The following is a 24,769-nucleotide window of genomic DNA, read 5'->3' on the forward strand; positions in this document are numbered from 1 at the left end:
CCGGCGCTGCCTACCGCCGGGCCCTCTTCGTGAACCGGGTCGCCTCCACCGTCGTGGGGTCCTGTGGCCACGGATGCTTCGGATAGCGGCCGCGCAGTTCCGCCCGCACGACCCGGTAGCCGTCCCGCCAGAACGACGCCAGATCCGCGGTGACGGCCGCGGGGCGGCCGGCGGGGGACAGCAGATGGACCAGCACCGGCACCCCGGCCACCCTCGGGGTCTCCTGCAGGCCGAACAGCTCCTGCAGCTTCACCGCGAGCACGGGCTGCACCCCGCCGTACTCGACCCTGATACGGGAGCCGCTCGGCACCTCGATCCGCTCCGGAGCCAGCTCGTCCAGCCGCGTCGCCTCACCGGACGCCCACGGCAGCAGCCGCCGCAACGCCTGCCCCGCGTCGATCCGCGCCAGGTCGGAGCGCCGCCGCGCCCGAGACAACTCGGGCTCCAGCCACTCCCCGGTACGGTCCAGCAGCGCACCGTCCGACACGTCCGGCCAGGGCGCGCCCAACGTCCGGTGCAGAAAGGCGAGCCGCTCCCGCAACTGCTCGGTCTCACGCGTCCGGCGCAGCAGCCCGAGCCCTTCGCGCCGCAGACCCTCGACCAGCGCCTCGCGCACCAGCTCGGGCGCCGGCTCCTTCAGCGGGCGCACCGACAGCTCGACGGCACCCAGCCGCTCCACCCTGCGGGCGACCACATCGCCGTCGGCCCAACGGACCTCCTCACCCGTGAACCGCAGATGCCCGGCGGCCGTCCGCGCCGTGTCCTCGTCGATGACGGCGGCGAGCCCCACTCGCGCGGACGCTGTGTGCGCGGGCCGGTCGGCGACCGCGACGGCCAGCCACGGCGCGCTGCGCAGCCCCGAGCCGTCCCGCACCTGCGCACCCGTACCCGACGCCATCAGGAACGCCCCCCCGCCCCGGGCCCGCGCCACCCGCTCCGGGAACGCCAGAGCGGCCACCAGACCGACGGCTCCGTCGTCCGGGCCCGAACCCCCGCCCGCGTCCTGGACCGAGGAGGAGAGCCGCCGGACCTCCTGCCGCCAGCGCGCCGCATACCCGTCCCCGCCACGCCGGGCGGTCCGCAGCGCGGCCGCCAGATCGTCCCCGTACTCGCGCGGCGGCTCCTCGCTCAGCAGCGCCACCACCTCGGCCGCCCGCCGCCCGCCCACCTCGACGGCGCCGTCCAGCAGCGCCCGCGCCAGCCGCGGATGCAGGCCCAGCCGGGACATCCGTACACCCCGGTCGGTGACCCGGCCGTCCGCGTCCACCGCGCCGACCGCCCTCAGCACCTCGCGCGCCGCGCCCATCGCGCCCGCGGGCGGCGGATCGAGCAGGGCCAGCCCCGACGCGTCCGGATCGCCCCAGCACGCCGCCTGCAACGCGAAAGCCGCCAGATCCGCGACCTCGATCTCCGGGGACGGGAACCGCGCGAGCCGCCCGTCCTCCGCCTGCTCCCAGCACCGGTACACCGCCCCCGGCGCCTCACGCCCGGCCCGGCCCGCCCGCTGCCTCCCCGCCGCCTGCGACGCCCGCACCGTGGTCAGCGCGCTCAGCCCCCGCGCGTGATCGGTACGAGGTTCCCTGGCCAGCCCCGAGTCGACCACGATCCGCACCCCGGGCACCGTCAGGGACGACTCCGCCACCGAGGTCGCCAGCACCACCCGCCGGCTCCCGGACGACCCGGCCAGCACCGCGTCCTGCACCGCGGCCGGAGCCCGCCCGTGCACCTGGAGCACCTCGGCTCCCACCCCCGCCAGCTGCCCCGCCACCCGCCCGATCTCGCCGACACCGGGCAGGAAGCACAGCACATCGCCGTCCCGTTCGGCGAGTGCCCGGCGCACCGTGGCCGCGACATGCGTCAGCAGCGCCGGATCGACCCTCATCCCGTGCGGCGGCCTCACCGGGGTGGCGGGCGGTGCCCAGACCACCTCCACCGGGTGCGAGACACCCCGTGCCTCCACCACGGGGGCATCGCCCAGCAGCCGTGCCCAGCCCGCGGCGTCCGTCGTCGCCGACGCGGCCACCAGCCGCAGGTCGGGCCGGATCGCCTCCCGCACGTCGAGAAGGAACGCGGCGACCGTGTCCGCGTCCAGATGCCGCTCATGGCACTCGTCGATGATCACCGCGTCGACCGCGGCCAGCTCCTGGTCGCGCTGCAGCCGCTGAAGCAGCACCCCGGTGGTCACCACCTCCACCACGGTGTCGCGCCCCACCACCCGCTCCCCGCGGACCGTGAACCCCACCCGCCCGCCGGCCCGCTCCCCGATGAGCCACGCCATCCGCCGCGCCGCCGCCCGCGCCGCGATCCGCCGCGGCTCGGCGACCACCACCCGGCGCACCGGCCCGCCACCGGCCAGACCGGCCAGGACCAGCGGTACGAGAGTCGTCTTGCCGGTGCCGGGCGGCGCGCACAGCACCGCGACACCGCGGTTGTCGAGCGCCCGCTCCAGGGCGGGCACAGCCGTGCGTACGGGCAACTGGTCCAGGGCGTCGGTACGGATCACGCCCCCAGTCTCGTACGAGGAACCGGGGCTCCCGTACCTTGAGGCCGGGCCAGGACCTCCGTATCAGTCCCGTTCGCAGACGAAGATCGCCGTGCCCGGGATCAGGTTCCCGCGCAGCGGGGACCAGCCGCCCCACTCCTGGTGGTTCCAGGCGGGCCATTCCGGTTCGACCAGATCGACCAGACGGAAACCGCCGGCCACCACGTCCCGCACCCGGTCGCCCAGCGTCCGGTGGTGCTCGACGTACACGGCATCGCCCTGTTCGTCCTGCTCGACGTAGGGGGTGCGGTCGAAGTACGAGGCCGCGACCGAGAGCCCCTCGGGTCCGGGCTCGTCCGGGAACGCCCAGCGGATCGGGTGCGTCACCGAGAAGACCCAGCGGCCCCCGGGGCGCAGCACCCGGTGCACCTCGCGGAACACCTGCACAGGGGAGGCGACGAACGGCACCGCGCCGTATGCGGAGCAGGCCAGGTCGAAGGAGCCGTCCCGGAAGGGCAGCACCCCGGCGTCCGCCTCCACCAGGGGGACCCCGCTGCCGATCCGCAACGCGTGCTGCAACTGCCGGTGCGAGAGGTCGAGGGCCACCGGACGGGCTCCCCTGGCGGCGAGCCAGCGCGAGCACTGCGCCGCGCCCGCGCCGATCTCCAGGACGTCCAGGCCCTTCAGCGACTCGGCGGGGCCGAGCAGACCGGCCTCGGCCTCGTCGAGCCCTTCCGGCCCCCAGATGAAACGGTCGTCGCCGAGGAAGGCGCCGTGGTCGCTCTGGTACTCGTCGGCGTTCCGGTCCCACCAGCCGCGACTGGCCCGGGTGCTTTCGGTTTCCGAGGCGTCGCGGCGAGTCGCTTCGGGTTCGGCCGCGTAGATCTCTTGGCTCATCGTGCCCGTCGTTGTAGTTTGCCTTCACCCCGCCGCACGCGGTATGTACCCAGGGGCAGCTGCCCGTACGGCTCCGTACCCACGGATTATCTCCCGGGGCCGATGTGGCCTCGGGGAACACGAATTGTGCCGGATATGGACTGTTGCGCCCCGGGTGTGCGCCTTCGCGCATTGACCGTGCCCGGCTGCCCCCGTATGCTACAAGTTGCGCTGCGAGCCTGCGCGCCTCAGACCTAGCAGGCCGCGCTCGCGTCTGTTGCATGTCCCCTCGGTTCACGAGGTGCCTCCCGTTCGACGGGTGCGGTGCTTCCCGGGCTGTCCGGCTTCAGCGGAGGCGATACGGGCTCCCGGCGTAGCAGTACCTACGACTCTCTGTCCGTACCGGAGCCCTTTCCCACATGACGAGCAGCACCGAGACCACCGCCACCACCCCGCAGGTAGCGGTCAACGATATCGGTAACGAGGAAGCCTTCCTCGCCGCGATCGACGAGACGATCAAGTACTTCAACGACGGCGACATCGTCGACGGCGTCATCGTGAAGGTCGACCGGGACGAGGTCCTGCTCGACATCGGTTACAAGACCGAAGGCGTCATCCCCTCCCGCGAGCTTTCGATCAAGCACGACGTCGACCCCAACGAGGTCGTCAAGGTCGGCGACGAGATCGAGGCCCTGGTTCTCCAGAAGGAGGACAAGGAAGGCCGCCTCATCCTGTCCAAGAAGCGCGCTCAGTACGAGCGTGCCTGGGGCACGATCGAGAAGATCAAGGAAGAGGACGGCATCGTCACCGGTACCGTCATCGAGGTCGTCAAGGGTGGTCTCATCCTCGACATCGGCCTCCGTGGCTTCCTGCCGGCCTCCCTCGTCGAGATGCGCCGCGTCCGCGACCTCCAGCCCTACGTGGGCAAGGAGCTCGAAGCCAAGATCATCGAGCTGGACAAGAACCGCAACAACGTGGTCCTGTCCCGCCGTGCCTGGCTGGAGCAGACCCAGAGCGAGGTCCGCCAGACGTTCCTCACGACCCTGCAGAAGGGCCAGGTCCGCTCCGGCGTCGTTTCCTCGATCGTCAACTTCGGTGCGTTCGTGGACCTCGGCGGCGTCGACGGTCTCGTGCACGTCTCCGAGCTGTCCTGGAAGCACATCGACCACCCCTCCGAGGTTGTCGAGGTCGGCCAGGAGGTCACCGTCGAGGTTCTCGACGTCGACATGGACCGCGAGCGCGTCTCGCTGTCGCTCAAGGCGACGCAGGAAGACCCGTGGCAGCAGTTCGCCCGTACGCACCAGATCGGGCAGGTCGTTCCCGGTAAGGTCACCAAGCTCGTTCCGTTCGGTGCGTTCGTGCGCGTCGACGAGGGCATCGAGGGTCTGGTCCACATCTCCGAGCTGGCCGAGCGCCACGTGGAGATCCCGGAGCAGGTCGTCCAGGTCAACGACGAGATCTTCGTCAAGGTCATCGACATCGACCTGGAGCGTCGCCGCATCAGCCTCTCGCTGAAGCAGGCCAACGAGTCCTTCGGTGCCGACCCGGCGTCGGTCGAGTTCGACCCGACCCTGTACGGCATGGCGGCGTCCTACGACGACCAGGGCAACTACATCTACCCCGAGGGCTTCGACCCCGAGACCAACGACTGGCTCGAGGGCTACGAGACCCAGCGCGAGGCGTGGGAGACGCAGTACGCCGAGGCGCAGCAGCGCTTCGAGCAGCACCAGGCCCAGGTCATCAAGTCCCGCGAGGCCGACGAGGCCGCTGCTGCCGAGGGTGCTGCCGCCCCGGCCGGTGGCGCCCCGGCTGCCTCCGGCGGCAGCGGTGGCGGCTCGTACTCCTCGGAGTCCGCGGACAACTCCGGCGCCCTGGCGTCGGACGAGGCCCTGGCTGCCCTGCGCGAGAAGCTGGCGGGCGGCCAGAGCTGACGCTCTGCCCTTCCGGCCGGTGATTGATCGCCGTAGCTGAGAGTGAGGCCCGTTCCCCTCGGGGAGCGGGCCTCACTCGTGTCCGCGGCCGCCCGCGCGAGTCGTTACGGTGTGACGGTGATGTTGGTCAAGCCCTTGCCGCCGGTCACCGTGTTGCTGCTGTAGACGGTGGTCGGGCAGCTCGTGCTGTAGTTGGTGACGTTGAACGCGATCTGCTTGTCACCCTTGGAGCCGGACAGGTCCGAGGTGTTGTTGCGGAAGACGGTGCCGCAGCCCCAGCCGCTCTGCTGGGTGTGGGTCTCGTAGCCGTTGTTGGTCGTACGGGTCCCCTTGTTGCTGTCGACCAGGACGTTGTTGCCCTTCACGTCGACCCAGGAGTCGTCGTAGTGGGCGCCGGTCAGCCCGCTGCCGTCGAAGGTGTTGCCGATGATCTTCGCTCCGGTGGTGCCTTCCTTGATGTCGACGTTCTCGCCGCCGACCCCCGGCCCGATCGTGTTGTTCAGGATCTGGACCTGGTCGCTCTTGTCGGAGAGGTCGCTCGCCGTGCCGACGTAGACGCCCTCGCCCATGCCGCGGCCGTCGTGCCCGGTGTCATAGATCCGTGAGTTCTTGATGACGCCGTTCTTGCTGGACTTGCGGAAGTGGACGCCCTCCATGTCCAGGTCGTGCACGGTCACCGAGTCGATCACGACTCCGGTGGCGGTGTCGGCCATGATGCCCTTCTGGCCGCCGGTGACCGTGATGCCCTGCACGGTCCAGTAGGAGGCGCCGTCGAGGTGCAGCCCGTAGCCGCCGCCGGCGGTGAGGACGGCTCCGGCGGAACCGGTGAGGGTGATCCGGGCGGAGGCGGTGCCGGGGACGGTCGCCTTGAAGTTGCCGGTGTACGTGCCATCGGCGAGTCGGATCGTGTCGCCGGGGGACGCGGCGGCGAGGGCGGACTTGAGCTGGGCCGCGGTGCTCACATCGATGACGGCCGCCGCGTCCGCGTCGGTGGCGGAGGCGAGGGCGAGACCGCCGGTGGCGAGTACGGCGGCCAGCAGTGCGGGGAGCGGCGTACGGATGCGCATGGGGGGTGCCTTCCGTCGAAGGAGTTCAAGACGTTCTTGTACATGAATGTGGGGCGAGTGTCTGAACGTGCTGCCCAGTGACGGTAGGGATGGGGTGTGGGCGTGTCAAGGTATGGACCATTGTTCGTGGGGCGTCGGGCGGGGTGAAGAGAGGAAAAAAACAGCGCAATGTGCAAATAACTGACGGTTCGTAATACGCCTTGGTCGGGATGTCGGCAGCCTCAACATCCGGAGGTGAGCGGGGATATGACGCATGCTTCGCACCACTCGCCCGTGGTGCCTGGCGCGAGCCGTCGTGCGCTTCTGCGCGGCATCGGCATCATCGGTGGCGCGGGCGCGATGTTCGCGACGACGAGGTCCTCGGCCTCGCCCCCATCGCCCGGGCGGCCGGCCGTGAACCCGCCCTTCCGCTGTCGCGAACTCGGCGTCCCCATCGAGGTGTTCACCGACATGAATGTCAACGTCCATATCTTTGACGGCAAGGCAGGGGCGAGGGCTCCGGTGCGCCGCCGCACCGCCGGGCACGTCCACTTCGCGGGTGATCACCTCGGCCGCACGGATGCCTGGCGGCACGGCGCGTTCACCTCTGCGCGGAAGGCGGCGACGGCGCTCCACGCCCGTGTTCTCGCATAGGTTCTGGCATGAATCGCCGGGTGACGGGGCACGGTCCGGGAATGCCCGTGCCCTGCCGGACGTTCTGCTCTAGGAACACGAGGAGGAGCGGTAACAGTGCCTGATCCGCAGAGTTTGTACGAATGGGAGCCGAAGGGGCTGGCCGTCGTCGACATGGCGCTCGCCCAGGAGTCGGCCGGCCTGGTCATGCTCTACCACTTCGACGGATACATCGACGCGGGTGAGACGGGCGAGCAGATCGTCGACGGACTGCTCGAAACGCTGCCGCACCAGGTCGTCGCCAGCTTCGACCACGACCGGCTCGTCGACTACCGCGCGCGGCGCCCACTGCTGACCTTCCGGCGCGACCGCTGGGCGGCCTACGAGACCCCGACGCTCGACGTCCGGGTCGTCCAGGACGCCACCGGCGCGCCCTTCCTGCTGCTTTCCGGGCCCGAGCCCGATGTGGAGTGGGAGCGCTTCGCCGCTGCCGTCGAGCAGATCGTCGAGCGCCTCGGTGTCCGCCTGGCGGTGAATTTCCACGGCATCCCGATGGGCGTCCCGCACACCCGTCCCGTCGGCGTGACCCCGCACGGCAACCGCACGGACCTCATGCCCGGCCACCGCAGCCCGTTCGACGAGGCGCAGGTGCCCGGCTCGGCCGAGTCCCTGGTGGAGTACCGGCTGATGGAGGCCGGGCACGACGTCCTGGGCGTCGCCGCCCACGTACCGCACTACGTCGCCCGCTCCGCCTATCCGGACGCGGCGCTCACCGCCCTGGAGTCGATCACGGCCGCCACCGGCCTGGTCCTGCCGACCGTCGCCCACGCGCTGCGCACGGAGGCGCACCGGACCCAGACCGAGATCGACCGGCAGATCGACCAGGGTGACGAGGATCTCGTCTCGCTCGTCGAGGGCCTTGAGCACCAGTACGACGCGGTCGCGGGTTCCGAGACCCGGGGCAATCTGGTCGCCGAGCCGGTCGACCTGCCGTCCGCCGACGAGATCGGCCGCGAATTCGAGCGGTTCCTCGCGGAGCGTGAGGGAGACGCCTGACCGGCCGACGGTTCCTCGCGGAGCGTGAGCAGGACGCCCGACCGGCCGCCCGGTCCGCCCGAACGCCCTTCGTACTAGGCTTCCCGGCATGCTGAAAGTGGGCCTGACCGGTGGGATCGGCGCCGGCAAGAGTGAAGTGTCGCGGCTGCTCGTCGGATACGGAGCGGAGCTGATCGACGCGGACCGGATCGCCCGGGAGGTCGTCGAGCCGGGGACGCCCGGACTCGCCGCCGTCGTCGACGCGTTCGGCGAAGGCATCCTGACCGCCGACGGCACCCTGGACCGGCCAAAGCTCGGCTCGATCGTCTTCTCCGACGCCGACCGGCTCGCCACCCTCAACGCGATCGTCCACCCGCTGGTCGGCGCCCGCTCCGCCGAACTGGAGCGGGCCGCGGGCCCCGACTCGGTCGTCGTCCACGACGTCCCCCTCCTCGCCGAGAACGGCCTCGCGCCGCTCTACGACCTGGTCGTCGTCGTGGACGCCAGTCCGCAGACCCAGCTCGACCGGCTCGTACGGCTGCGCGGCATGACCGAGCCGGAGGCTCGCTCCCGGATGGCTGCACAGGCCACCCGAGAGCAGCGGCGAGCCGTGGCCGATCTGATCATCGACAACGACGGATCGCTGGAAGCGCTGGAGCCGCAGGTCCGCAAGGTCTGGTCGGAGCTGACTCAGCGGGCCGCGGCCGGCTGATCCCCGTGCCGGTCCGGTCCGTGCCGGATCGCTCTTTGTCGGAACACCGGATCGCTCTTTGTCGGAATAGTGGCAGCCGGTCGGACGTTGGGGATCCGATACTGAAGGGAAGGATGCGATCGTGCCCGAGAGGACCCCGGAAACAGATGTCATCGACTTCCGCGCGGCCGAACACCTGCTGGCGGCCCGCGACCCCCGGGGCGCGGTCAAGCTCCTGGACTCGGTGATCGCGGCCCATCCGGAGAACACCGCGGCCCGTCTGCTGCGGGCCCGAGCCTTCTTCGCCGCCGCCCAACTGCGTCCTGCCGAACTCGAATTCGAGCTCGTCCTGGAGCGCGAACCGGACAACGCCTTCGCGCACTTCGCGCTCGCCCGCACCTTCGAGCGCTCGGGCCGCTCCGACCGGGCCGCCCGACACTTCCGGCTTGCCGCCGCACTCGATCCGAACCCCGAGTATCTGAAGGCGGCCCGCTTCCGTACGGAGGACTGACCCCTCCACGCGAAGGGCCGGCCGAGCCCCCGCCCGGCGCGCGTTCGTGCCCGGCACTCGTCAGTGCCCGTACCGGCCGCGCCCGCCGTGATCGGGTTCGTACGGTGGGATGTTGCGGCCCGGCTGGTAGTGCGGTCCCTGGTGGATGTGGTGGATGATCACCGCGATGTCCACCAGGACGAGCAGGAGCAGCAGTCCGCAGGCGGCGGCCCAGCCCGGCCGGCCGGTCAGCGTGAAGGCCGCCAGGCCGAAGACGGCCCAGACCAGCCCCCATAGACTCAGGCAGAGCCGCAGCCGCAGAGGACTGCGGGCAGTCATCGGTTCATTGCCGGTACGCATGGCGATCGCCTCTCCTACCCAGAATGGACCCGCGATGGCCTTTTCGGGGATGTCGATGTCGGATTTCGGATCGAGGGGATCGTGCGTGAACAGCACATCGTGGGGGGACCGCAACGGCCGCAGGGCGAGGGTGCGTGGCTGTCTGCTGGGCGGGGCGATCGGGGACGCCCTGGGAAACCCGGTGGAGTTCCTTTCGCTCGCCGGTATCCGCCGCGCGCACGGTGAACACGGCGTACAGGGGCTTCTCGCGGACGACGAGGGAGTCGTCGGACGTGTCACGGACGATACGCAGATGACCCTCTTCACAGCCGAGGGGCTGATCAGAGCGCATTCCCGGGCGATGTCGAAGGGGATGGGCGGTGCCGAGATCGACACCGTGCGGAACGCCTATCTGCGCTGGCTCGACACCCAGAACCACCCGGCTCCGCCGCCCCGCGGCGGCGACAACCCGGTGCGGACCGGCTGGCTGAGGCAGGAGGCCTGGCTCTACGCGCGCCGGGCCCCCGGGAATGCCTGTCTGACCGGGCTCGCGGCCGGCCATGTACCCGAACCCACGGAAAGGCTCGGTACGCCCGGCCCCGTGAACACCGGGTCCAAGGGCTGCGGCACGGTGATGCGGTCCGCCCCCTTCGGGCTGGTGGGGGAGGACGCCCAGAGGGGCTTCCGGCTCGCCCACTGGTGCGCGCAGATCACGCACGGTCACCCGACCGGTGCGTACGCGGCAGGGGCGTTCGCCGCGATCGTCACCCATCTTCTGGAGGGGGACTCGACGGCGGGCGCGGTCCTGCGGGCCATGGAGCTGTTGGGCCGTCATCCGGGACACGAGGAGACGACGGCGGCTCTGCGCGCGGCCGTCGCCCTGGCTGCCGAGGGCGAACCGACCGCCGAGAAGGTGGAGACGCTGGGCGCGGGATGGGTTGCGGAGGAAGCGCTCGCGATCGCCGTGTACTGCGCCCTGGTGCTGCCGACCGCCGACCGGGTGGCCCAGTCGCTGCTGCTCTCGGTCAACCACTCGGGCGACAGCGACTCCACGGGCGCGATCTGCGGCAATCTGCTCGGAGCCCGTCACGGGGACGTGCACCTTCCGCCGTCCTGGCTGGTGGCGACCGAAGGACGAGCGGTGATCACCGAGGTGGCCGACGATCTGTGCCTGGAGTTCGAGCACGCGGTCGCGTGGCCGGCCGACCGATATCCGGCGTACTGACGAGTGCCCCGCGCGCCGCGTCGCCGACGGTCCGCCGGCGACGCGGGCGGGCTGAGCGGGCGGGCGTGCCGGGAAGCGATGAGTTCTGGACTGCGGACCGGTCTACCTCTTCGTAAGCGACACACTGCGAAGCTTCCCGAGGAGACCAGGATGACCGAGTCCACAGCGGCCCACAACAACCTTGCTGCCACCCCTGGCACCCGCGCCGACACCCGGGCCGGAGGCCGGGGCCGCGGGGCCGTGGCACTGACCGTCGCTCGCGTCGTACTCGCCCTGTTCTTCGGCTTCAGCGCGTTCGCCAAGCTGATCGCCCATGAGACGGCGATCGAGTCCTTCGACCGGATGGGCTGGAATCAGGCGGCGATGTACACCATCGGAGGGCTGGAGATGATGGGGGCCATCGCCCTGTTGATCCCGGTTCTGGCCGGAGTGGCGGCCATGGCCTTCTGCGGACTGATGGCGGGGGCCTCCATCGTCCAGCTGACACTGCTCGACCGGGTGAACGCGATCATGCCGGCCCTGCTCATCGTGCTGCTCGTGCTGATCGCCAGGGAGCGCCGGGACCGTACGGCGGATCTGTTCGCGCTCGTCCGGAGACACGCATAGCGCGTGGTCCGCGTCCGGGCTCCGTGCGCCGTCGGTCAGTGGACCGTGCCGAAGCTGCGCCAGGGGAGGGCGCCGGTCCCGTTGACGTCGGTGAAGGTGGTCGCGAGGTACGTCGAACCCGGCCCGGTGCAGTTGGGCGTGCGGTACAGGATGATGTCGATCAGGGTGCCGTTGATCACTTCCTTGGCGCCCGAGGGAGCGAGCCGGTGGCAGCCCCTCACCGAGGGGCTGTTCACCGTGATCACGGCGTCCCGCTCGGTGGTGTAGGTGACCGGCCCGACCGCGGTCCGGCCGAGGCCGGAACAGCCTGCGACGGTGAGGGTCAGGAGCGCGGTCCCGGCTGCGATGCCGAGGCGGCGGCGCTGGTGGTCGATCACGGGCATGGCAGGTCCTCGTCTGTCTCGTCCGGCTCATCCGTCAGCCCGCCGCGGACCACGCGCCGCGTACGCCACGGAGAACGTGCTGACGCTGGTCACCCTGCCCGCTCCCGGGAGCCCCGGCATCCGGTGCACGGCCGGGCGGGCGACAGCCGGGGCCGGAGACCCTCGGACAATGTTCATATCGGTTGATAGTGGGCATACCGTGGTAATAACAACTGATTCATTCCTGTATTCAGGTGTTCCCGGCTTTCAGGGGGCCGTCATGGTCCAGGAGCTTGTAATCGCGGCAGTGGCGGGGGCTTCGGCAGGTGCGCTGTACCTGATGGCCGCAGCCAAGATCGTCAAGCAGTACGAGCGGGGCGTCGTGCTGAGGCTAGGCAGGCTCCGTGAGGGCGTGCGAGGGCCCGGCTTCACCATGGTGCTTCCCGGTGTCGAGCGGCTGCGCAAGGTCAATATGCAGATCGTGACGATGCCGGTGCCCGCGCAGGACGGGATCACGCGGGACAACGTGACGGTGCGGGTGGACGCGGTCATCTACTTCAAGGTGGTCGACGCGGCGAGTGCGGTGATCCAGGTGGAGGACTACCGGTTCGCGGTGTCGCAGATGGCGCAGACCTCACTGCGGTCGATCATCGGCAAGAGCGATCTGGACGATCTCCTGTCCAACCGCGAGAAGCTGAATCAGGGCCTTGAACTGATGATCGACAGCCCGGCGGTCGGCTGGGGCGTGCAGATCGACCGGGTGGAGATCAAGGACGTCTCGCTGCCGGAGACGATGAAGCGCTCCATGGCCCGGCAGGCGGAGGCCGACCGTGAGCGGCGGGCCCGTGTCATCAACGCGGACGCCGAACTCCAGGCGTCGAAGAAACTCGCCGAGGCGGCGAAGCAGATGTCCTCCCAGCCGGCCGCGCTCCAGTTGCGCCTGCTGCAGACGGTGGTGGCGGTCGCTGCCGAGAAGAACTCCACGCTGGTGCTGCCGTTCCCGGTGGAGTTGCTCCGCTTCCTGGAGAGGGCGCAGCAGCCCGCACAGCAGCTGACGACACAGCCGCAGCAGGCCGTGCAGCCGCCGCAGCAGCCCGCGCAGCCACAGCGTCCGGTCCAGGCGCAACCGCGTCCGCGGCCTCAACCCCGCCGGCCTCAGCCGCCGCCGGCGACTCCGGCGCCCTCGCCGGCGTCCATGCCCGGTGTGACCCCGGCCGCCACGCCCGCGCCGCCCTCCCGCTCCAAGCCGCTCGCCAGGCACTGACTGCCGGAGCGCACTGAGCCCTCGAAGGGCGCCGACGTTCCCCGTCGGGAAGGTCCGCTCTCCGGGCCGACCCGGCCCGCTCTTGAGCCTGCCGGTCCGCTCCCCGGACCGGCAGGCTCGTATCGCCTCTGACGTGCTGGAACGCAGGTGCGCCACCGGTTGTCAGACCCCCCGCCTAGACTCGCAGGAGTCATGAGGATCGAGACGATCAAGAGGATCAGGGCGGGAGGGGAGGGGACCGATGACCACGGCACAACAGCAGTCGGACGCGTCGGCCGTCCGCCTCCTGAGCTGCGCGGCCGTCTTCCTTCCCGCGTCGCTGCCGAGAGACGGACGCGTCGCCTTCTGGGATCCCGACGGCGGCCCGCTCCCGGAGCCCGGTGACTTCTCCGGGTACGCCGCGGATCCCGAGGGATCCGTACCCGACGTGGTCGTGGAGGAGATCACCGTCGTCCGCGGACACGGTCGGGAGAACGGCATCCGTCGGCGTGCGGTGCCCGCCGTCCTGATGCCCGTGGCCGATGCCCTGCCACTGCTGGCCCGCGCCCGGCATCAGCGGTCCGCCCACCCCGCCACCCGCTGCTGGGGCGCCGCCGCGCTCCAGGCGCTCCATCTGGTGGCGCGCGGCAGGCTGCTCCCCGGCCTGACGGGCGAGGACCACGACGCCTGGCGGGCCGGACCGCGCGACGCCGAGGACATCGCCCACCTCCGGGCGATCGCCGCCGCACTGCCCGCCGAGGGGTACGCGGTCCCGCTGCCGGACCGCACACCGCTCCAGGTCCCCGAGCCGGAGTGGCTGATCGGGGCGTTCCTCGACGCGGTCGCCGACACCCTGCCCCGTACACCCGCGGCGGCGTACGCGATGGGGGCGCCCTTCGCGGCCCGTGCGGCCCAGCATCTGCCACAGGCCCGGGACTGGGCCGTCGAGGTCGCAGCCGGGCTCGACGCGGGCGTACGGATCTCGCTGCGCCTCGACCTCTCGGCCTACGAACTCTTCGACACGGCCGATACGTACGACAGCCCCGACGAGTTTGACGACACCGACACCGGCGCAGGCCGGACGGCGGTGGAACCCCGTCGCGGCACGGCGCGGCACGCCGCCGCGGCCGTCACCCAGGTGCACAGCCTGGCCGACCCGACCTATGTCGTCGACGCCGCCGCGCTGTGGAACGGCGGGGCGGGAGAGCCGTTCGGCCCACGCGCCAGGATCGACGCCGTGCTCGCACTGCGCCGTGCCGCCCGTGTCTGGGCACCGCTGGAGCGATTGCTCGACCAGCCGGTGCCCGATGTACTCGCACTCGAAGAGGACGAGCTGTACGAGCTGCTGAGCGATGCCGGAGCCCGGCTGGCGGCGGCCGGGGTCGACGTCCACTGGCCCAGGGAGCTGGCCCGTTCCCTCACCGCCGCAGCCGTCGTGCGGTCCGCCCCCGGCTCGGCCACCGACGGCACCTCGTTCTTCGACGCCGAGCAGCTCTTCTCGTTCGACTGGCAGCTCTCACTGGGCGACGAGCGGCTCACCGAGGCGGAGATGGATGTGCTCGCGGAGGCCCACCGGCCGGTGGTGCGACTGCGGGACCAGTGGGTCGTCGTCGACCCCGCGCTCGTACGCAAGGCGCGGAAGCGAGAGCTGGGCCTGCTCGATCCGGTGGACGCCCTCGCCGTCGCGCTGACCGGCAGCGCCGAGGTCGACGGCGAACAGGTCGACGCGGTGCCCGTCGGGGCACTGGCCGCGCTCCGGGCCCGCATCACCGCCGACGACACCACCATCGCCCCGCCGCCCGGACTCGACGCCACGCTCCGCGACTACCAGCTGCGCGGCCTCGCCTGGCTGGACCGGATGACCTCGCTCGGTCTCGGCGGCTGCCTCGCCGACGACATGGGCCTGGGCAAGACGATCACCCTCATCGCCCTCCATCTGCACCGCGCCCACCCCGCGCCCACCCTGGTGATCTGCCCCGCCTCCCTCCTGGGCAACTGGCACCGGGAGATCAACCGCTTCGCCCCCGGTGTCCCGGTACGCCGCTTCCACGGCGCCGACCGCACCCTCGCCGAACCCGACGGCGGCTTCGTCCTCACCACGTACGGCACGATGCGTTCCAACGCGGCGCAACTCGCCGACCACACCTGGGGGCTGATCGTCGCCGACGAGGCCCAGCACGTGAAGAACCCGCATTCCTCCACGGCGAAGGCGCTGCGCACCATCCCGGCCCCGGCCAGAATCGCCCTCACCGGCACCCCCGTGGAGAACAACCTCTCCGAACTGTGGGCCCTGCTCGACTGGACCACCCCCGGACTGCTGGGCCCTCTCAAGGCGTTCCGGGCCCGCCACGCCCGCATCGTCGAGAGCACCGGGACGGCTGCCGGCCTCGCCAACGACGAAGCGGTCGAACGGCTCTCCCGGCTGGTCCGGCCCTTCCTCCTGCGCCGCAAGAAGTCCGACCCGGGTATCGCCCCCGAACTGCCGCCCAAGACAGAGACCGACCACCCCGTCTTCCTGACGCGCGAGCAGGCCACGCTCTACGAGGCGGCGGTCCGCGAGACGATGGCGTTCATCGAAGCCTCGGAAGGCATCGCCCGGCGCGGTCTGATCATGAAGCTGCTGGCCTCGCTGAAGCAGATCTGCAACCACCCCGCGCAGTACCTGAAGGAGGAGCCGACCCGACTCGACGGCCGTTCGGGAAAGCTCGCCCTGCTCGACGAACTCCTGGATACGATTCTCGCCGAGGACGGCTCGGTCCTCATCTTCACCCAGTACGTGACGATGGCCCGGCTGCTCTCCGCCCACCTCGCCTCGCGCGCCATCCCCTCCCAGCTCCTGCACGGCGGCACGCCGGTGACCGAACGTGAACGGATGGTGGACCGCTTCCAGTCCGGCGAGGTCCCGGTCTTCCTGCTCTCCCTCAAAGCGGCGGGCACCGGACTGAATCTCACCAGGGCCGCCCACGTCATCCACTACGACCGCTGGTGGAACCCGGCCGTCGAGGAACAGGCCACGGACCGGGCGTACCGCATCGGCCAGACGCAACCCGTGCAGGTGCACCGGCTGATCGCGGAAGGCACGGTCGAGGACCGGATCGACGAGCTGTTGCGGGCCAAGCGGGTCCTGGCCGACGCGGTCCTCGGCACCGGGGAGACCGCGCTGACCGAGCTCAGCGACCGTGACCTGGCCGATCTCGTCTCGCTCCGGAGGCCGTCATGAGCCCCCGCCCCCGGTCCCTCGCGCACGACCGTTCCCAGTCCCGGCCGGTCGCCCGGCCACGCCCGGGACCCGACGATCTGCGGCGCACCTTCGAGGCCGTGCCGCCCCGTACCTCCGACGGCGACGAACCCTTCGCGGACAGCTGGTGGGGCCGCGCCTGGGTGGCCGCCCTGGAATCCCTGTCGATGGACGAGGGACGGCTCTCCCGCGGTCGTACGTACGCCGACAGCGGCAAGGTCGCCGCGATCACGGTCACCCCCGGACGGGTCGTCGCCTACGTCCACGGCAGCCGCCCCCGCCCCTACCGCGCCGAACTGCGTCTGCGGCCGCTCGCCGACGCCGACTGGGAGACATTCCTGGACGCGGTCGCCGCCCGTCCCGGTCACCTCGCCGCGCTGCTCGGCAAGGAGATGCCGCACTCGCTCGTCGACACGGCGGCCGAGGCCGGTGTCGCACTGCTGCCCGCCGCGGGCGACCTCGACCCCGGATGTTCCTGCCCCGACCACGGCTGGCCCTGCAAACACGTGGCAGCCCTCTGCTACCAGATGGCCAGACTCCTGGACACCGATCCGTTCGTCCTTCTGCTGCTGCGCGGCCGGGGCGAGCGCGAACTCCTCGAAGACCTGGGCCGTCGCAACGCCGCACACTCCGCCCGGGAACGTCCCTCGGCCCCCGCCACCCCCTCCGTGTCGGCTCGCGAGGCCCTCGCCGACCGGTATCTCCCGCCGCTCCCTGCCCCGCTCCCGCCCCTGCCGCATCCCGGGCAGCCGCCCTCGTACCCGAGTCTGCCCGGCGCCCGTGGCCCGCTCGCCCTGGACCACCTCGCCACGGAGGCGGCCGTCCGTGCGCACACGCTCCTCGTCAGCGGCCTCGACCCGCTCGCCGGCCTCAGCCCCTGGCAGGACGCGGTACGCCTGGCCGCGTCCCGACCTACCGCAGGGCTGACCGCGACCACCCGCGCCCTCTACCGCGAGCTGGCGTACGCCACCGGCCGCACACCCACCGACCTGGCCCGAGCCGTCGCGGCCTGGCGGCAGGGCGGCGCCGAGGGGCTGGCCGTCCTCGAAACCTCCTGGGATCCTCCGGCCGGCCCCTTCGACCGGGCCCGGCCCGCACTGGCAGCCGCCGATTTCCCCCGCTTCCACCCCTGGCGCAACCACCTCACCCACCCCGGTGGCACTCTGCAGCTCCGCTTCGGACACGACGGCCGTTGGTACGGCTACGAATCCGAGCCGGGCGAGGACGACTGGTGGCCCCGCGCCACCCCGGACACCGATCCGGTGGGCGCGCTCATGGAACTGAGCGGAGGCTGACCCCTTCCGGCCATGGCCCGTCCTCGGCCGCGGCACCGTGCCCGACTGCTCCGGCGGCCGGCCTCGGTGGGGGAGTACGGCATCGACGAACTCGCGGGAGGCTCGTACGGCCGTGCGACCCGGGAGCTGGATGACGGGGCCAGGGCGGCGGGCGATGTCAGAAGTCGGCGGTCGCGCGTTCCTCGATCCGGGCCACGGAGTCCTGGGCGTAAGCCTTCTCGTAGGCGTTCCGGATCCGCTCGATCTGGGCGTCGCGCAGGCGGACTTCGGACGCCGGGTAGAGCAGGGTCAGTTCGTAACTGCGCTCCCGTTCGATCACGCCGTGGGAATCGCGCCACTGCCCCCGGCCGTCCTGGATGGTCAGCCCGTTCGGAAAGCGCGGTGTGACCTCCTCGTCGATGAAGGCCAAGAATTGACGATCGGTCACGTGCGGTCCGCCGTCGGGACGTTCGGTGCCGAAGAGCAGCCGGGTCTCGATGTAGGCCTTCCCCCGCACGGCGACGGCCGACGCCGCAGGCTTCGAGGTGGTGGAGGCTTCGTCGCCGAGCGTGGCGTACGCGGCAGGGGTGCCCACGGCCAGTACGGCCAAGGCGGCGGTGGTGGTGAGCGCGCTGGGCCGCTTGGGGCCGGTGAGACCCTTCGTGCGAGTGAGGCGGGGGAGACGAGGCACGGCGGGGACCTTTCTGCGGAGTCTGGGAGGGCGGAGGACGGAGGGCGGGAGCGCGGAGTTCGCGTCGGTCCGCGGCGTGGACACATCGACGCCTGGACATGCGGGGCCACTGTGGCAAGCGGTCCCCGCCGAGCGGCGGCAGGACATGGGCATCCACTGGAAACCACCCGTACGGGTCGCTCGACGGGCTCGCCGAAATCCCGCTGCGGCTCACGGCGCGGACTGTCAGACTCGCCCGCATGACTGAGCGGATCACCCGGATCAATCCGGACCAGCTGCACCCCACGCCCGGCTATCACCACATCACCGTGGTGGAAGCGGGCCGGACCGCGTACCTGGCCGGGCAGTGCCCGCTCGACCGCTCCGGCACACTGGTGGGTCCGGGGGACCTCGACGCGCAGATCGACCAGGTGGTGGCCAACTCCCTCGCCGCTCTGGCCGCCGTGGGCGCCGAACCGTCCCGGGTCGTCCGATCGGTGATCTACGTGGTCAGTGACGACGTCACGGTCCTGGGAGCCGCCTGGCGCGGGCTCACCGGCTCGGCCATCGGGCCCGCGTTCACCACCGCGAGCACGCTGCTCGGCGTCACACGGCTCGGCTTCCGGGGACAGCTGATCGAGCTCGACCTCACCGCGGCGCTGCCCGGCTGAACGTCCGCCCGTGCCGCCCTGTTCGCCGCGGGCGCGGCCGGAGGGGTTCGTCCATGACATGGGCGGTCCGTTCGAAGGACCGGCTCCGCAAAATCCGTTAGTTCTGCGGGACTTGACGTTGATAGGTTCCTCGACGTGGCGAAACTCAATCAGATCATCGCAGTGGAGAAGGGCGTCAAGTCCAAGGCTCACCAGGACCTGACGGCGGCGCATCACGGCCTTCAGAAGACCGGTCTGCTGGCCGGGATCTCCCGGACGTATCAGCCCAAGGACGAGGAGGGCGAGCAGCTGCCGCCCGAGTCGACCCTGGTGCAGATCAAGGCCGAGGACGTGCTGCGGGAGACCGCGACGACCCTGACCCGGCTCTTCGATGTGACCGCCACGAAGGACTGGGCCAACTGCTCGGCCCGCGCGGACGTGAAGGTCGACGGACGGGTGCTCGTGAGCGAGGTGCCGGTGTCGTACCTGCTCTTCCTGGAGAAGCAGCTGACGGACCTCAACACCTTTGTCCGCAAGCTTCCGGTGCTCGACGCCTCCGAGGCCTGGACGCAGGACCCGTCGACGGACTCCTGGAAGACCGAGCCGGTGAAGACCCTCCGTACGAAGAAGGTGCCCCGCAACCATGTGAAGGCGGAGGCCACCGACAAGCATCCGGCGCAGGTCGAGGTGTACTACGAGGACATTCCGATCGGGTACTGGACGACGGTGAAGTTCTCCGGAGCCCTTCCCGCGCGACGGGTCAATGAACTGCTGGACCGGGTGGAGAAGCTCCAGCAGGCCGTGAAGTTCGCCCGCGAGGAGGCCAACGGCATGGACGTCAGCGACCATCGGGTGGGTGATGCGGTATTCGGTTACCTCTTCGGGTGACCGACCATGGATTCCCCGGCCGTTCATTACGGCCGGGGTGCGCGAGGAGCGCAAGCTGAAACTGAGGCTTGTCGTGACGATGCGGTTCCAGTGGAGGTTCGAGCCCTCCCCCCGGCATTCGGTGCGTTCCCCGCACACGGACGGGCCGGGGTAGCCCAATTGGCAGAGGCAGACCGCGATCAATCTCAGACTCTTGCTCCAGACTCAGCATTCGCCACCGATCGCCGAATCAATCGGGCCCGTGCCCATGGGCGTCGAGATGCCGGTTCGACTCCGGCCCGCGGAGCTTCGATCTGCGGTCGTCTAAAGGCAGGACGCGACGACATAAACCTGACACGGGTCCTTAAAAGTGTCGGCGTGCCGCATGGGTGGCATCTACAGGGCTCGGGGGCCGGCTACGCCCCCGGGCCCGCTCCCGCTTCCGCGGGCAGTCCCGCTCACGCCCCCGCGGGCAGCGACACCCCGCGCCCCGCGAAGAAACGCTCGAAGTCGGGCAGCGCAAGCTCCGCGGTCCGCGTCCCGGCCGTCGTGCCGGACGGATTGTGGAAATGGACGCCGGTGCCGTCGACCGTACGGGACGTCAGCAGCACCAGATGCCCGCCCCGCCCCGGAGCGGGCCGCAGCGGATGCCGGATGCCGTAGTGCACCGAGGCCATGACCGTCCGGCCGCCGTCCAGCAGGCCGAGGATCTCCTGCGTCGAGAGATGGCGGTGGACCGTGGCGTCGAGGCCGTGCGCCTCCCGTGCGTACTGCGCGAAGGGGGCGTAGATCAGGCCCCGGATCACCCCTTCCGCGTCCTCGGTGTACGCGCCGTACTTGAGCGCCCCGTCGCGCAGTGCGAACAGGGACGGGGCCCCGGCGCCGAGCGCCATGCGCAGGCAGGTCATACCGCACAGATGTCCCGACCAGCGCGCGTACTCGGCCGGTGATGCCGCGCCCGAATCCGCCCAGGCCGGGTCGGTGGCCGGATCGAGTCCGCCCTCCACGATCGGGCCGACGAGTTCGGGCGAGGCGAACTGGGTGTGGACGGGAACGTGGCAGGCGGGGCAGGTCACCGGGGGCATCCGATCACTGGCGGTATCCGGTCAGGAAGCGGCCGATGCGGCTGATCGCCGCGTCGAGATCGTCAGCGTACGGGAGTGTCAGGATCCGGAAGTGGTCGGGACGCGGCCAGTTGAAGCCCGTGCCCTGCACGACCTGGATCTTCTCCCGCAACAACAGATCCAGGACGAACTTCTCGTCGTCGACGATCCGATGCACCTTCGGGTCGATGCGCGGAAACGCGTACAGCGCGCCCTTCGGCTTCACGCACGACACCCCGGGGATCTCGTTCAGCTTCTCCCAGGCCCGGTTGCGCTGCTCGTAGAGCCTGCCGCCGGGCGCCACCAGTTCCCCGATCGACTGCCGGCCGCCGAGCGCCGCCTGAATGGCGTACTGCGCGGGCGCGTTGGGACACAGACGCATGGAGGCGAGTGTGGTCAGCCCTTCCAGATAGCCGCGGGCGTGCTGCTGCGGCCCGGAGATCACCAGCCAGCCGGAGCGGAAGCCCGCCACGCGGTACGTCTTCGACAGGCCGCTGAAAGTGAGGCAGACCAGGTCGGGAGCGAGGCGCGCCACGCTGTGGTGCTCGGCGTCGTCGTAGAGGATCTGGTCGTAGATCTCGTCGGCGAACACCATCAGGCCGTGCCTGCGCGCCAGATCGAGGATTCCTTCGAGGACCTCGCGCGGATAGACCGCGCCGGTCGGGTTGTTCGGATTGATGATCACGACGGCCTTGGTGCGGTCGGTGATCTTCGAGGCCATGTCGGCGAGGTCGGGGTTCCAGTCCGAGGCCTCGTCACAGGTGTAGTGCACGGCCTTGCCGCCCGCGAGGGTGATCACCGCGGTCCACAACGGATAGTCGGGGGACGGGACGAGCACCTCGTCGCCGTCCTCCAGCAGCGCCTGGACGGCCATGGAGATCAGCTCGGAGACGCCGTTGCCGAGGAAGATGTCGTCGACCCCGACGTCCGCCAGCCCCATCGCCTGGTAGCGCTGCGCCACTGCCCGGCGGGCGGACAGGATGCCGCGCGAATCGGTGTAGCCGTGGGCCTGCGGAAGCATCCGGATCATGTCCTGGACGACCTCCTCCGGCGCCTCGAAGCCGAAGAGTGCCGGGTTGCCCGTGTTGAGGCGAAGGACGCTGTGGCCCGCCTCCTCCAGGGCGTTGGCGTGCTCGATGACCGGGCCCCGGATCTCGTAACAGACCTCGTCGAGCTTGCTGGACTGCCGGAATTCCATGCGGTGGCCTCCCCGACCTGATTGCGATACTTGGTTTTACCAAGCTCGGGCTTGGAAAGTCCAACAACATGTCTAGACTGCGTCGCATGCCACGTCAGCCACAGTCACCGACCCGCCCGGCCCGCCGCCGGAGTTACGACCAGTTCTGCGCCACCGCGCGCTCCCTCGACTCCGTGGGCGACCGGTGGACCCTGCTGATCGTCCGTGAACTGCTGGCGGGCCCCCGCCGCTACACCGACCTCCATGCCGACCTGCCGGGTGTCAGCACGGACGTCCTCGCCTCCCGGCTCAAGGACATGGAGCAGAGCGGACTGGTCACCCGCCGCCGGCTTCCGCCGCCCGCCGCGGCCACGGTGTACGAGTTGACGGAGCGCGGCCACGGGCTGCTGCCCGTGCTCGCCGCACTCGCCGAGTGGGGCGCGCCCGCGCTCACCGACCGGCGGCCCACGGACGCGGTGCGGGCGCACTGGTTCGCGCTTCTGCTGCTGCGCGCGCTGGACGGGCTGACCCATCCGGGAATCGTCGAAGTCCAGCTGGACGAGGGCGAGTTCCATGTGCGCACAGGTGGGGCCGAGGCCGGTGCCGCTGTGTACGGGGACGGTCCGGCCGCCCATGCCGATGTCCGTATCGCGCTCGACGTGGAGGCCTGCCTTGCGCTGGGGCGGGGTGAGCTGACGTTCGCCCGGGCCGTCGAGGACGGACGTGTCGAGGTGTCGGGCGACGGACCGCTCGCCACCGAACTGCGTGGCGGGTGACCGCCGGATCAGGGAGGGTTCCGCGGATCAACTCAGGGGTAGCGTTGGGGCGTTCGGAAGGTCCTGGACGCTTCCGGGGACGCTGAGGCAGAGGAGTCGCACATGAGGGTCGGCGGACAGCGGGGGAGCCGAGTACTGCGGATGAGGCAGGGGCGACTCGCCAAGGCTCTGGTCGTGGGCGGCTGTGTGGCCGCGCTCGGCTTCGTGCCGTCGGCGGCCGTCGCGACACCCGGCAGCGGGGTGAGCGGCACCGTGCTCGCGCAGGGCACATCGGCGGGGAAACTGAAGGTGAAGACCCCGAACGGCCGTACGGATGTGACCTTTCGGACCATCACCGTCGAGCCGGGCGGCTCCACCGGCTGGCACACCCACAGCGGACAGCTGATCGCCGTCGTCAAGTCCGGGACGCTGACGCGCACTCTGGACGACTGCTCGGTCGAGGTGACACCGGCGGGCTCGTCCTTCATCGAGCCGTCCGGCACCGGACACCGCCACATCGGACGCAATCTGGGGACCCAGCCCGTCGTGCTCTGGGTGACCTATCTGCTGCCCGAGGGCAGCGCGCTCTCCGACGACGCCGACGCCGTGGACTGCGGCGCGAAGAAGCAGTGAGTACGGGGGCGACGGGAGCGCACGGCCGTGGACGCGGCGAGCCCGGAGGGCGATGTGAAAAGCGTGGATGATCTGGATCCGGCGCGACGCGACGCGTTCGCGCAGGCGCTGCTGCATGCGCTCGCCGCCCACTGCCCCGGCTCGCGCGCGGCGCTGAAGGGCTCGCTCGCCCGTGGAACGGCCGATGCGTACAGCGACATCGACCTCGTCTGGACGGTGCCGGACGACCGCTTCGACGCCTGTGTCGCCGCCGCCGGGGAGGTGCTCGAAGCCGTCCGGCCCCTCGATTCCCTGCGTACGGACCCCGAGTTGCAAAACTCCCGTGAGCGGCGGCTGCTCTTCGCGGCCTTCCGCGGGCTTCCGCTCTTCTGGCGCGTGGACCTGGAGATCGGGGCGGCATCGGCCGCCCGGCCCGCCGACCACGACCGGGACAGCCTCACAGCTGACGATGACGACTGGTCGCGGCCGGCGAGCGCGCTGGCCAACGCGGTCGCCGCGGCAAAGGCCGTACTGCGCGGACAGCCGCAGACGGCCCGGGGCCTGTTGGAGCGCGGCTTCCGGCGCATCGACGCGCCGGACACCGTCACCGGACAGTGGTGCGCCGACATCGGCCGCCTCGCAGAAGCCGCCGCCGACCGCGAACCGGGCCTGCGCCCCCTCGCCGATCGTGTGTTGCGCCTGGCCGGGGATCGCTTGGCGGGGGCCGATGAGGAAGAACGCGGTCGGGCGGACGGCCGGGGCCGACGCACGGGGCAGGGGTGATGATGGTCGCGTGCGATGTGAAGCGATCACCTGGGAGCGGCTGGCCGAAGAGTTCGCCACGCACGCCGACGGTCTGGGACCGGCCGACGCGAGCCCGTGGCTGAAGGTCGCCGTGGACGGCGCTCCGGCGGCCCGTACCGGGGAACTGGCCGGACAGGTCGCGCAGGCGCTGCGGGTCCGTGGACGCGCGGTGCTCGTCGTGTCCACCGAGGGATTCCTGCGGCCCGCGAGCCTACGGTACGAGTACGGCAAACAGGACCCCGACTCGTACTACGGCAGTTGGTTCGACACGGGCGCGCTGTGGCGTGAGGTGTTCGGGCCGCTGGAGGCGGGCGGGAGCGGGCGGGTGCTGCCCGATCTCTGGGATCCGGTGACGGACCGTGCCACGCGCAGTCCGTATCGAGTCCTGCCCGAGGGCGGTGTGCTGGTGGTGCACGGCCCGCTGCTGCTGGGGCACTGGTTCCCGTTCGACCTGAGCGTCCATCTGCGGTTGTCGCCGGGCGCGCTGCGGCGGCGCACCGAGGAGAGTGAGCGGTGGACCCTGCCCGCCTTCGCGCGGTACGAGGACGAGGTGGCGCCCGGCGGCCGCGCGGCCGCGGTCGTCCGGGCCGACGACCCGCTGCACCCCGCCTGGACCGGGTGGCGACGGGAGGAGTAGGGGGCCGGGAGCCGTGGTGCGCA

General features: G+C 70.9%; 24 protein-coding genes. 16 read left to right on the forward strand and 8 right to left on the reverse strand.

Going from position 1 to position 24,769, the window contains the following annotated elements; translation table 11 throughout:
* Positions 1 to 10 precede the first annotated feature (10 nt).
* Both hrpB and ACF1B9_RS02630 read right to left on the reverse strand, forming a co-directional pair.
* Positions 11 to 2,503 carry an ATP-dependent helicase HrpB gene (gene hrpB / locus ACF1B9_RS02625; protein ID WP_391739925.1) on the reverse strand — a complete coding sequence of 831 codons (2,493 nt, stop codon included), beginning with the start codon at positions 2,501 to 2,503 and terminating at the stop codon, positions 11 to 13.
* Positions 2,504 to 2,566: 63 nt separating this feature from the next.
* Positions 2,567 to 3,379, reverse strand: a complete 813-nt coding sequence (locus ACF1B9_RS02630) for a class I SAM-dependent methyltransferase (RefSeq protein WP_391739924.1) — start codon at positions 3,377 to 3,379, stop codon at positions 2,567 to 2,569.
* 398 nt (positions 3,380 to 3,777) lie between these two features.
* Between ACF1B9_RS02630 and rpsA the strand changes: the two genes are divergently transcribed.
* A complete protein-coding gene (gene rpsA / locus ACF1B9_RS02635) occupies positions 3,778 to 5,289 on the forward strand; it encodes a 30S ribosomal protein S1 (RefSeq protein WP_072483117.1) in 1,512 nt (503 codons plus the stop codon).
* Between the two features lie 104 nt (positions 5,290 to 5,393).
* Here the strand turns inward: rpsA and ACF1B9_RS02640 are convergent, their stop codons facing one another.
* Positions 5,394 to 6,356, reverse strand: coding sequence for a right-handed parallel beta-helix repeat-containing protein (locus tag ACF1B9_RS02640; protein ID WP_391739923.1), 963 nt, complete (start codon positions 6,354 to 6,356; stop codon positions 5,394 to 5,396).
* A 246-nt stretch (positions 6,357 to 6,602) separates the two neighbouring features.
* On the opposite strand from ACF1B9_RS02640, the gene ACF1B9_RS02645 reads away from it, so the two are divergent.
* The 4 genes from ACF1B9_RS02645 to ACF1B9_RS02660 all read left to right on the forward strand — a co-directional run bounded on the left by ACF1B9_RS02645 (position 6,603) and on the right by ACF1B9_RS02660 (position 9,205).
* Complete coding sequence (locus ACF1B9_RS02645; RefSeq protein WP_391739922.1) at positions 6,603 to 6,989, forward strand: hypothetical protein; 387 nt, start codon at positions 6,603 to 6,605, stop codon at positions 6,987 to 6,989.
* 96 nt (positions 6,990 to 7,085) lie between these two features.
* The gene (locus tag ACF1B9_RS02650) at positions 7,086 to 8,024 is read left to right on the forward strand and encodes a PAC2 family protein (protein WP_391739921.1); all 939 of its coding nucleotides are present in this window, start codon (positions 7,086 to 7,088) and stop codon (positions 8,022 to 8,024) included.
* 88 nt (positions 8,025 to 8,112) lie between these two features.
* Positions 8,113 to 8,715, forward strand: coding sequence for a dephospho-CoA kinase (gene coaE / locus ACF1B9_RS02655; protein WP_391739920.1), 603 nt, complete (start codon positions 8,113 to 8,115; stop codon positions 8,713 to 8,715).
* A 121-nt stretch (positions 8,716 to 8,836) separates the two neighbouring features.
* On the forward strand, positions 8,837 to 9,205 hold the full coding sequence (locus ACF1B9_RS02660; RefSeq protein ID WP_351081567.1) for a tetratricopeptide repeat protein: 369 nt from the start codon (positions 8,837 to 8,839) through the stop codon (positions 9,203 to 9,205).
* A gap of 60 nt (positions 9,206 to 9,265) precedes the next feature.
* Here ACF1B9_RS02660 and ACF1B9_RS02665 read toward each other — a convergent pair whose 3' ends face one another.
* Positions 9,266 to 9,544, reverse strand: coding sequence for a DUF6343 family protein (locus tag ACF1B9_RS02665; protein WP_391739919.1), 279 nt, complete (start codon positions 9,542 to 9,544; stop codon positions 9,266 to 9,268).
* 55 nt (positions 9,545 to 9,599) lie between these two features.
* On the opposite strand from ACF1B9_RS02665, the gene ACF1B9_RS02670 reads away from it, so the two are divergent.
* Both ACF1B9_RS02670 and ACF1B9_RS02675 read left to right on the forward strand, forming a co-directional pair.
* Positions 9,600 to 10,748 carry an ADP-ribosylglycohydrolase family protein gene (locus ACF1B9_RS02670; protein WP_391740097.1) on the forward strand — a complete coding sequence of 383 codons (1,149 nt, stop codon included), beginning with the start codon at positions 9,600 to 9,602 and terminating at the stop codon, positions 10,746 to 10,748.
* A 150-nt stretch (positions 10,749 to 10,898) separates the two neighbouring features.
* A complete protein-coding gene (locus ACF1B9_RS02675) occupies positions 10,899 to 11,354 on the forward strand; it encodes a DoxX family protein (protein ID WP_391739918.1) in 456 nt (151 codons plus the stop codon).
* 35 nt (positions 11,355 to 11,389) lie between these two features.
* On the opposite strand, the gene ACF1B9_RS02680 is transcribed toward ACF1B9_RS02675, so the two are convergent.
* Positions 11,390 to 11,737, reverse strand: coding sequence for a hypothetical protein (locus tag ACF1B9_RS02680; RefSeq protein WP_391739917.1), 348 nt, complete (start codon positions 11,735 to 11,737; stop codon positions 11,390 to 11,392).
* A 259-nt stretch (positions 11,738 to 11,996) separates the two neighbouring features.
* Between ACF1B9_RS02680 and ACF1B9_RS02685 the strand changes: the two genes are divergently transcribed.
* The 3 genes from ACF1B9_RS02685 to ACF1B9_RS02695 all read left to right on the forward strand — a co-directional run bounded on the left by ACF1B9_RS02685 (position 11,997) and on the right by ACF1B9_RS02695 (position 17,492).
* Positions 11,997 to 12,980, forward strand: coding sequence for a slipin family protein (locus ACF1B9_RS02685; protein ID WP_391739916.1), 984 nt, complete (start codon positions 11,997 to 11,999; stop codon positions 12,978 to 12,980).
* A gap of 241 nt (positions 12,981 to 13,221) precedes the next feature.
* Entirely contained in the window at positions 13,222 to 16,179 is a 2,958-nt protein-coding gene (locus ACF1B9_RS02690) for a DEAD/DEAH box helicase (protein ID WP_391739915.1), read from the forward strand.
* On the forward strand, positions 16,176 to 17,492 hold the full coding sequence (locus tag ACF1B9_RS02695) for an SWIM zinc finger family protein (RefSeq protein WP_391739914.1): 1,317 nt from the start codon (positions 16,176 to 16,178) through the stop codon (positions 17,490 to 17,492). The genes ACF1B9_RS02690 and ACF1B9_RS02695 overlap by 4 nt, the downstream gene beginning before the upstream one ends.
* Before the next feature lie 157 nt (positions 17,493 to 17,649).
* On the opposite strand, the gene ACF1B9_RS02700 is transcribed toward ACF1B9_RS02695, so the two are convergent.
* Entirely contained in the window at positions 17,650 to 18,081 is a 432-nt protein-coding gene (locus ACF1B9_RS02700) for a DUF3574 domain-containing protein (RefSeq protein ID WP_391740096.1), read from the reverse strand.
* A 320-nt stretch (positions 18,082 to 18,401) separates the two neighbouring features.
* On the opposite strand from ACF1B9_RS02700, the gene ACF1B9_RS02705 reads away from it, so the two are divergent.
* Both ACF1B9_RS02705 and ACF1B9_RS02710 read left to right on the forward strand, forming a co-directional pair.
* Complete coding sequence (locus ACF1B9_RS02705) at positions 18,402 to 18,812, forward strand: RidA family protein (RefSeq protein WP_391739913.1); 411 nt, start codon at positions 18,402 to 18,404, stop codon at positions 18,810 to 18,812.
* A gap of 135 nt (positions 18,813 to 18,947) precedes the next feature.
* Positions 18,948 to 19,679 carry a hypothetical protein gene (locus ACF1B9_RS02710; protein WP_391739912.1) on the forward strand — a complete coding sequence of 244 codons (732 nt, stop codon included), beginning with the start codon at positions 18,948 to 18,950 and terminating at the stop codon, positions 19,677 to 19,679.
* 437 nt (positions 19,680 to 20,116) lie between these two features.
* Here the strand turns inward: ACF1B9_RS02710 and ACF1B9_RS02715 are convergent, their stop codons facing one another.
* Positions 20,117 to 20,734, reverse strand: coding sequence for a peptidase (locus ACF1B9_RS02715; RefSeq protein ID WP_391739911.1), 618 nt, complete (start codon positions 20,732 to 20,734; stop codon positions 20,117 to 20,119).
* A 13-nt stretch (positions 20,735 to 20,747) separates the two neighbouring features.
* Positions 20,748 to 21,959 carry a pyridoxal phosphate-dependent aminotransferase gene (locus tag ACF1B9_RS02720; protein WP_391739910.1) on the reverse strand — a complete coding sequence of 404 codons (1,212 nt, stop codon included), beginning with the start codon at positions 21,957 to 21,959 and terminating at the stop codon, positions 20,748 to 20,750.
* A gap of 86 nt (positions 21,960 to 22,045) precedes the next feature.
* Here ACF1B9_RS02720 and ACF1B9_RS02725 point away from each other — a divergent pair, with 86 nt between their 5' ends.
* From ACF1B9_RS02725 to ACF1B9_RS02740, 4 genes are all read left to right on the forward strand, one after another.
* On the forward strand, positions 22,046 to 22,714 hold the full coding sequence (locus tag ACF1B9_RS02725; RefSeq protein WP_391739909.1) for a winged helix-turn-helix transcriptional regulator: 669 nt from the start codon (positions 22,046 to 22,048) through the stop codon (positions 22,712 to 22,714).
* Between the two features lie 102 nt (positions 22,715 to 22,816).
* Entirely contained in the window at positions 22,817 to 23,326 is a 510-nt protein-coding gene (locus ACF1B9_RS02730) for a cupin domain-containing protein (RefSeq protein WP_391739908.1), read from the forward strand.
* Positions 23,327 to 23,389: 63 nt separating this feature from the next.
* Positions 23,390 to 24,088, forward strand: coding sequence for a nucleotidyltransferase domain-containing protein (locus ACF1B9_RS02735; protein ID WP_391739907.1), 699 nt, complete (start codon positions 23,390 to 23,392; stop codon positions 24,086 to 24,088).
* Positions 24,089 to 24,098: 10 nt separating this feature from the next.
* Positions 24,099 to 24,746, forward strand: a complete 648-nt coding sequence (locus ACF1B9_RS02740; RefSeq protein WP_391739906.1) for a uridine kinase — start codon at positions 24,099 to 24,101, stop codon at positions 24,744 to 24,746.
* The last annotated feature ends 23 nt before the right edge of the window (positions 24,747 to 24,769 follow it).

The organism is Streptomyces sp. NPDC014727 (assembly GCF_043083485.1).
In the GTDB taxonomy this organism is placed as follows: Bacteria; Actinomycetota; Actinomycetes; order Streptomycetales; family Streptomycetaceae; genus Streptomyces.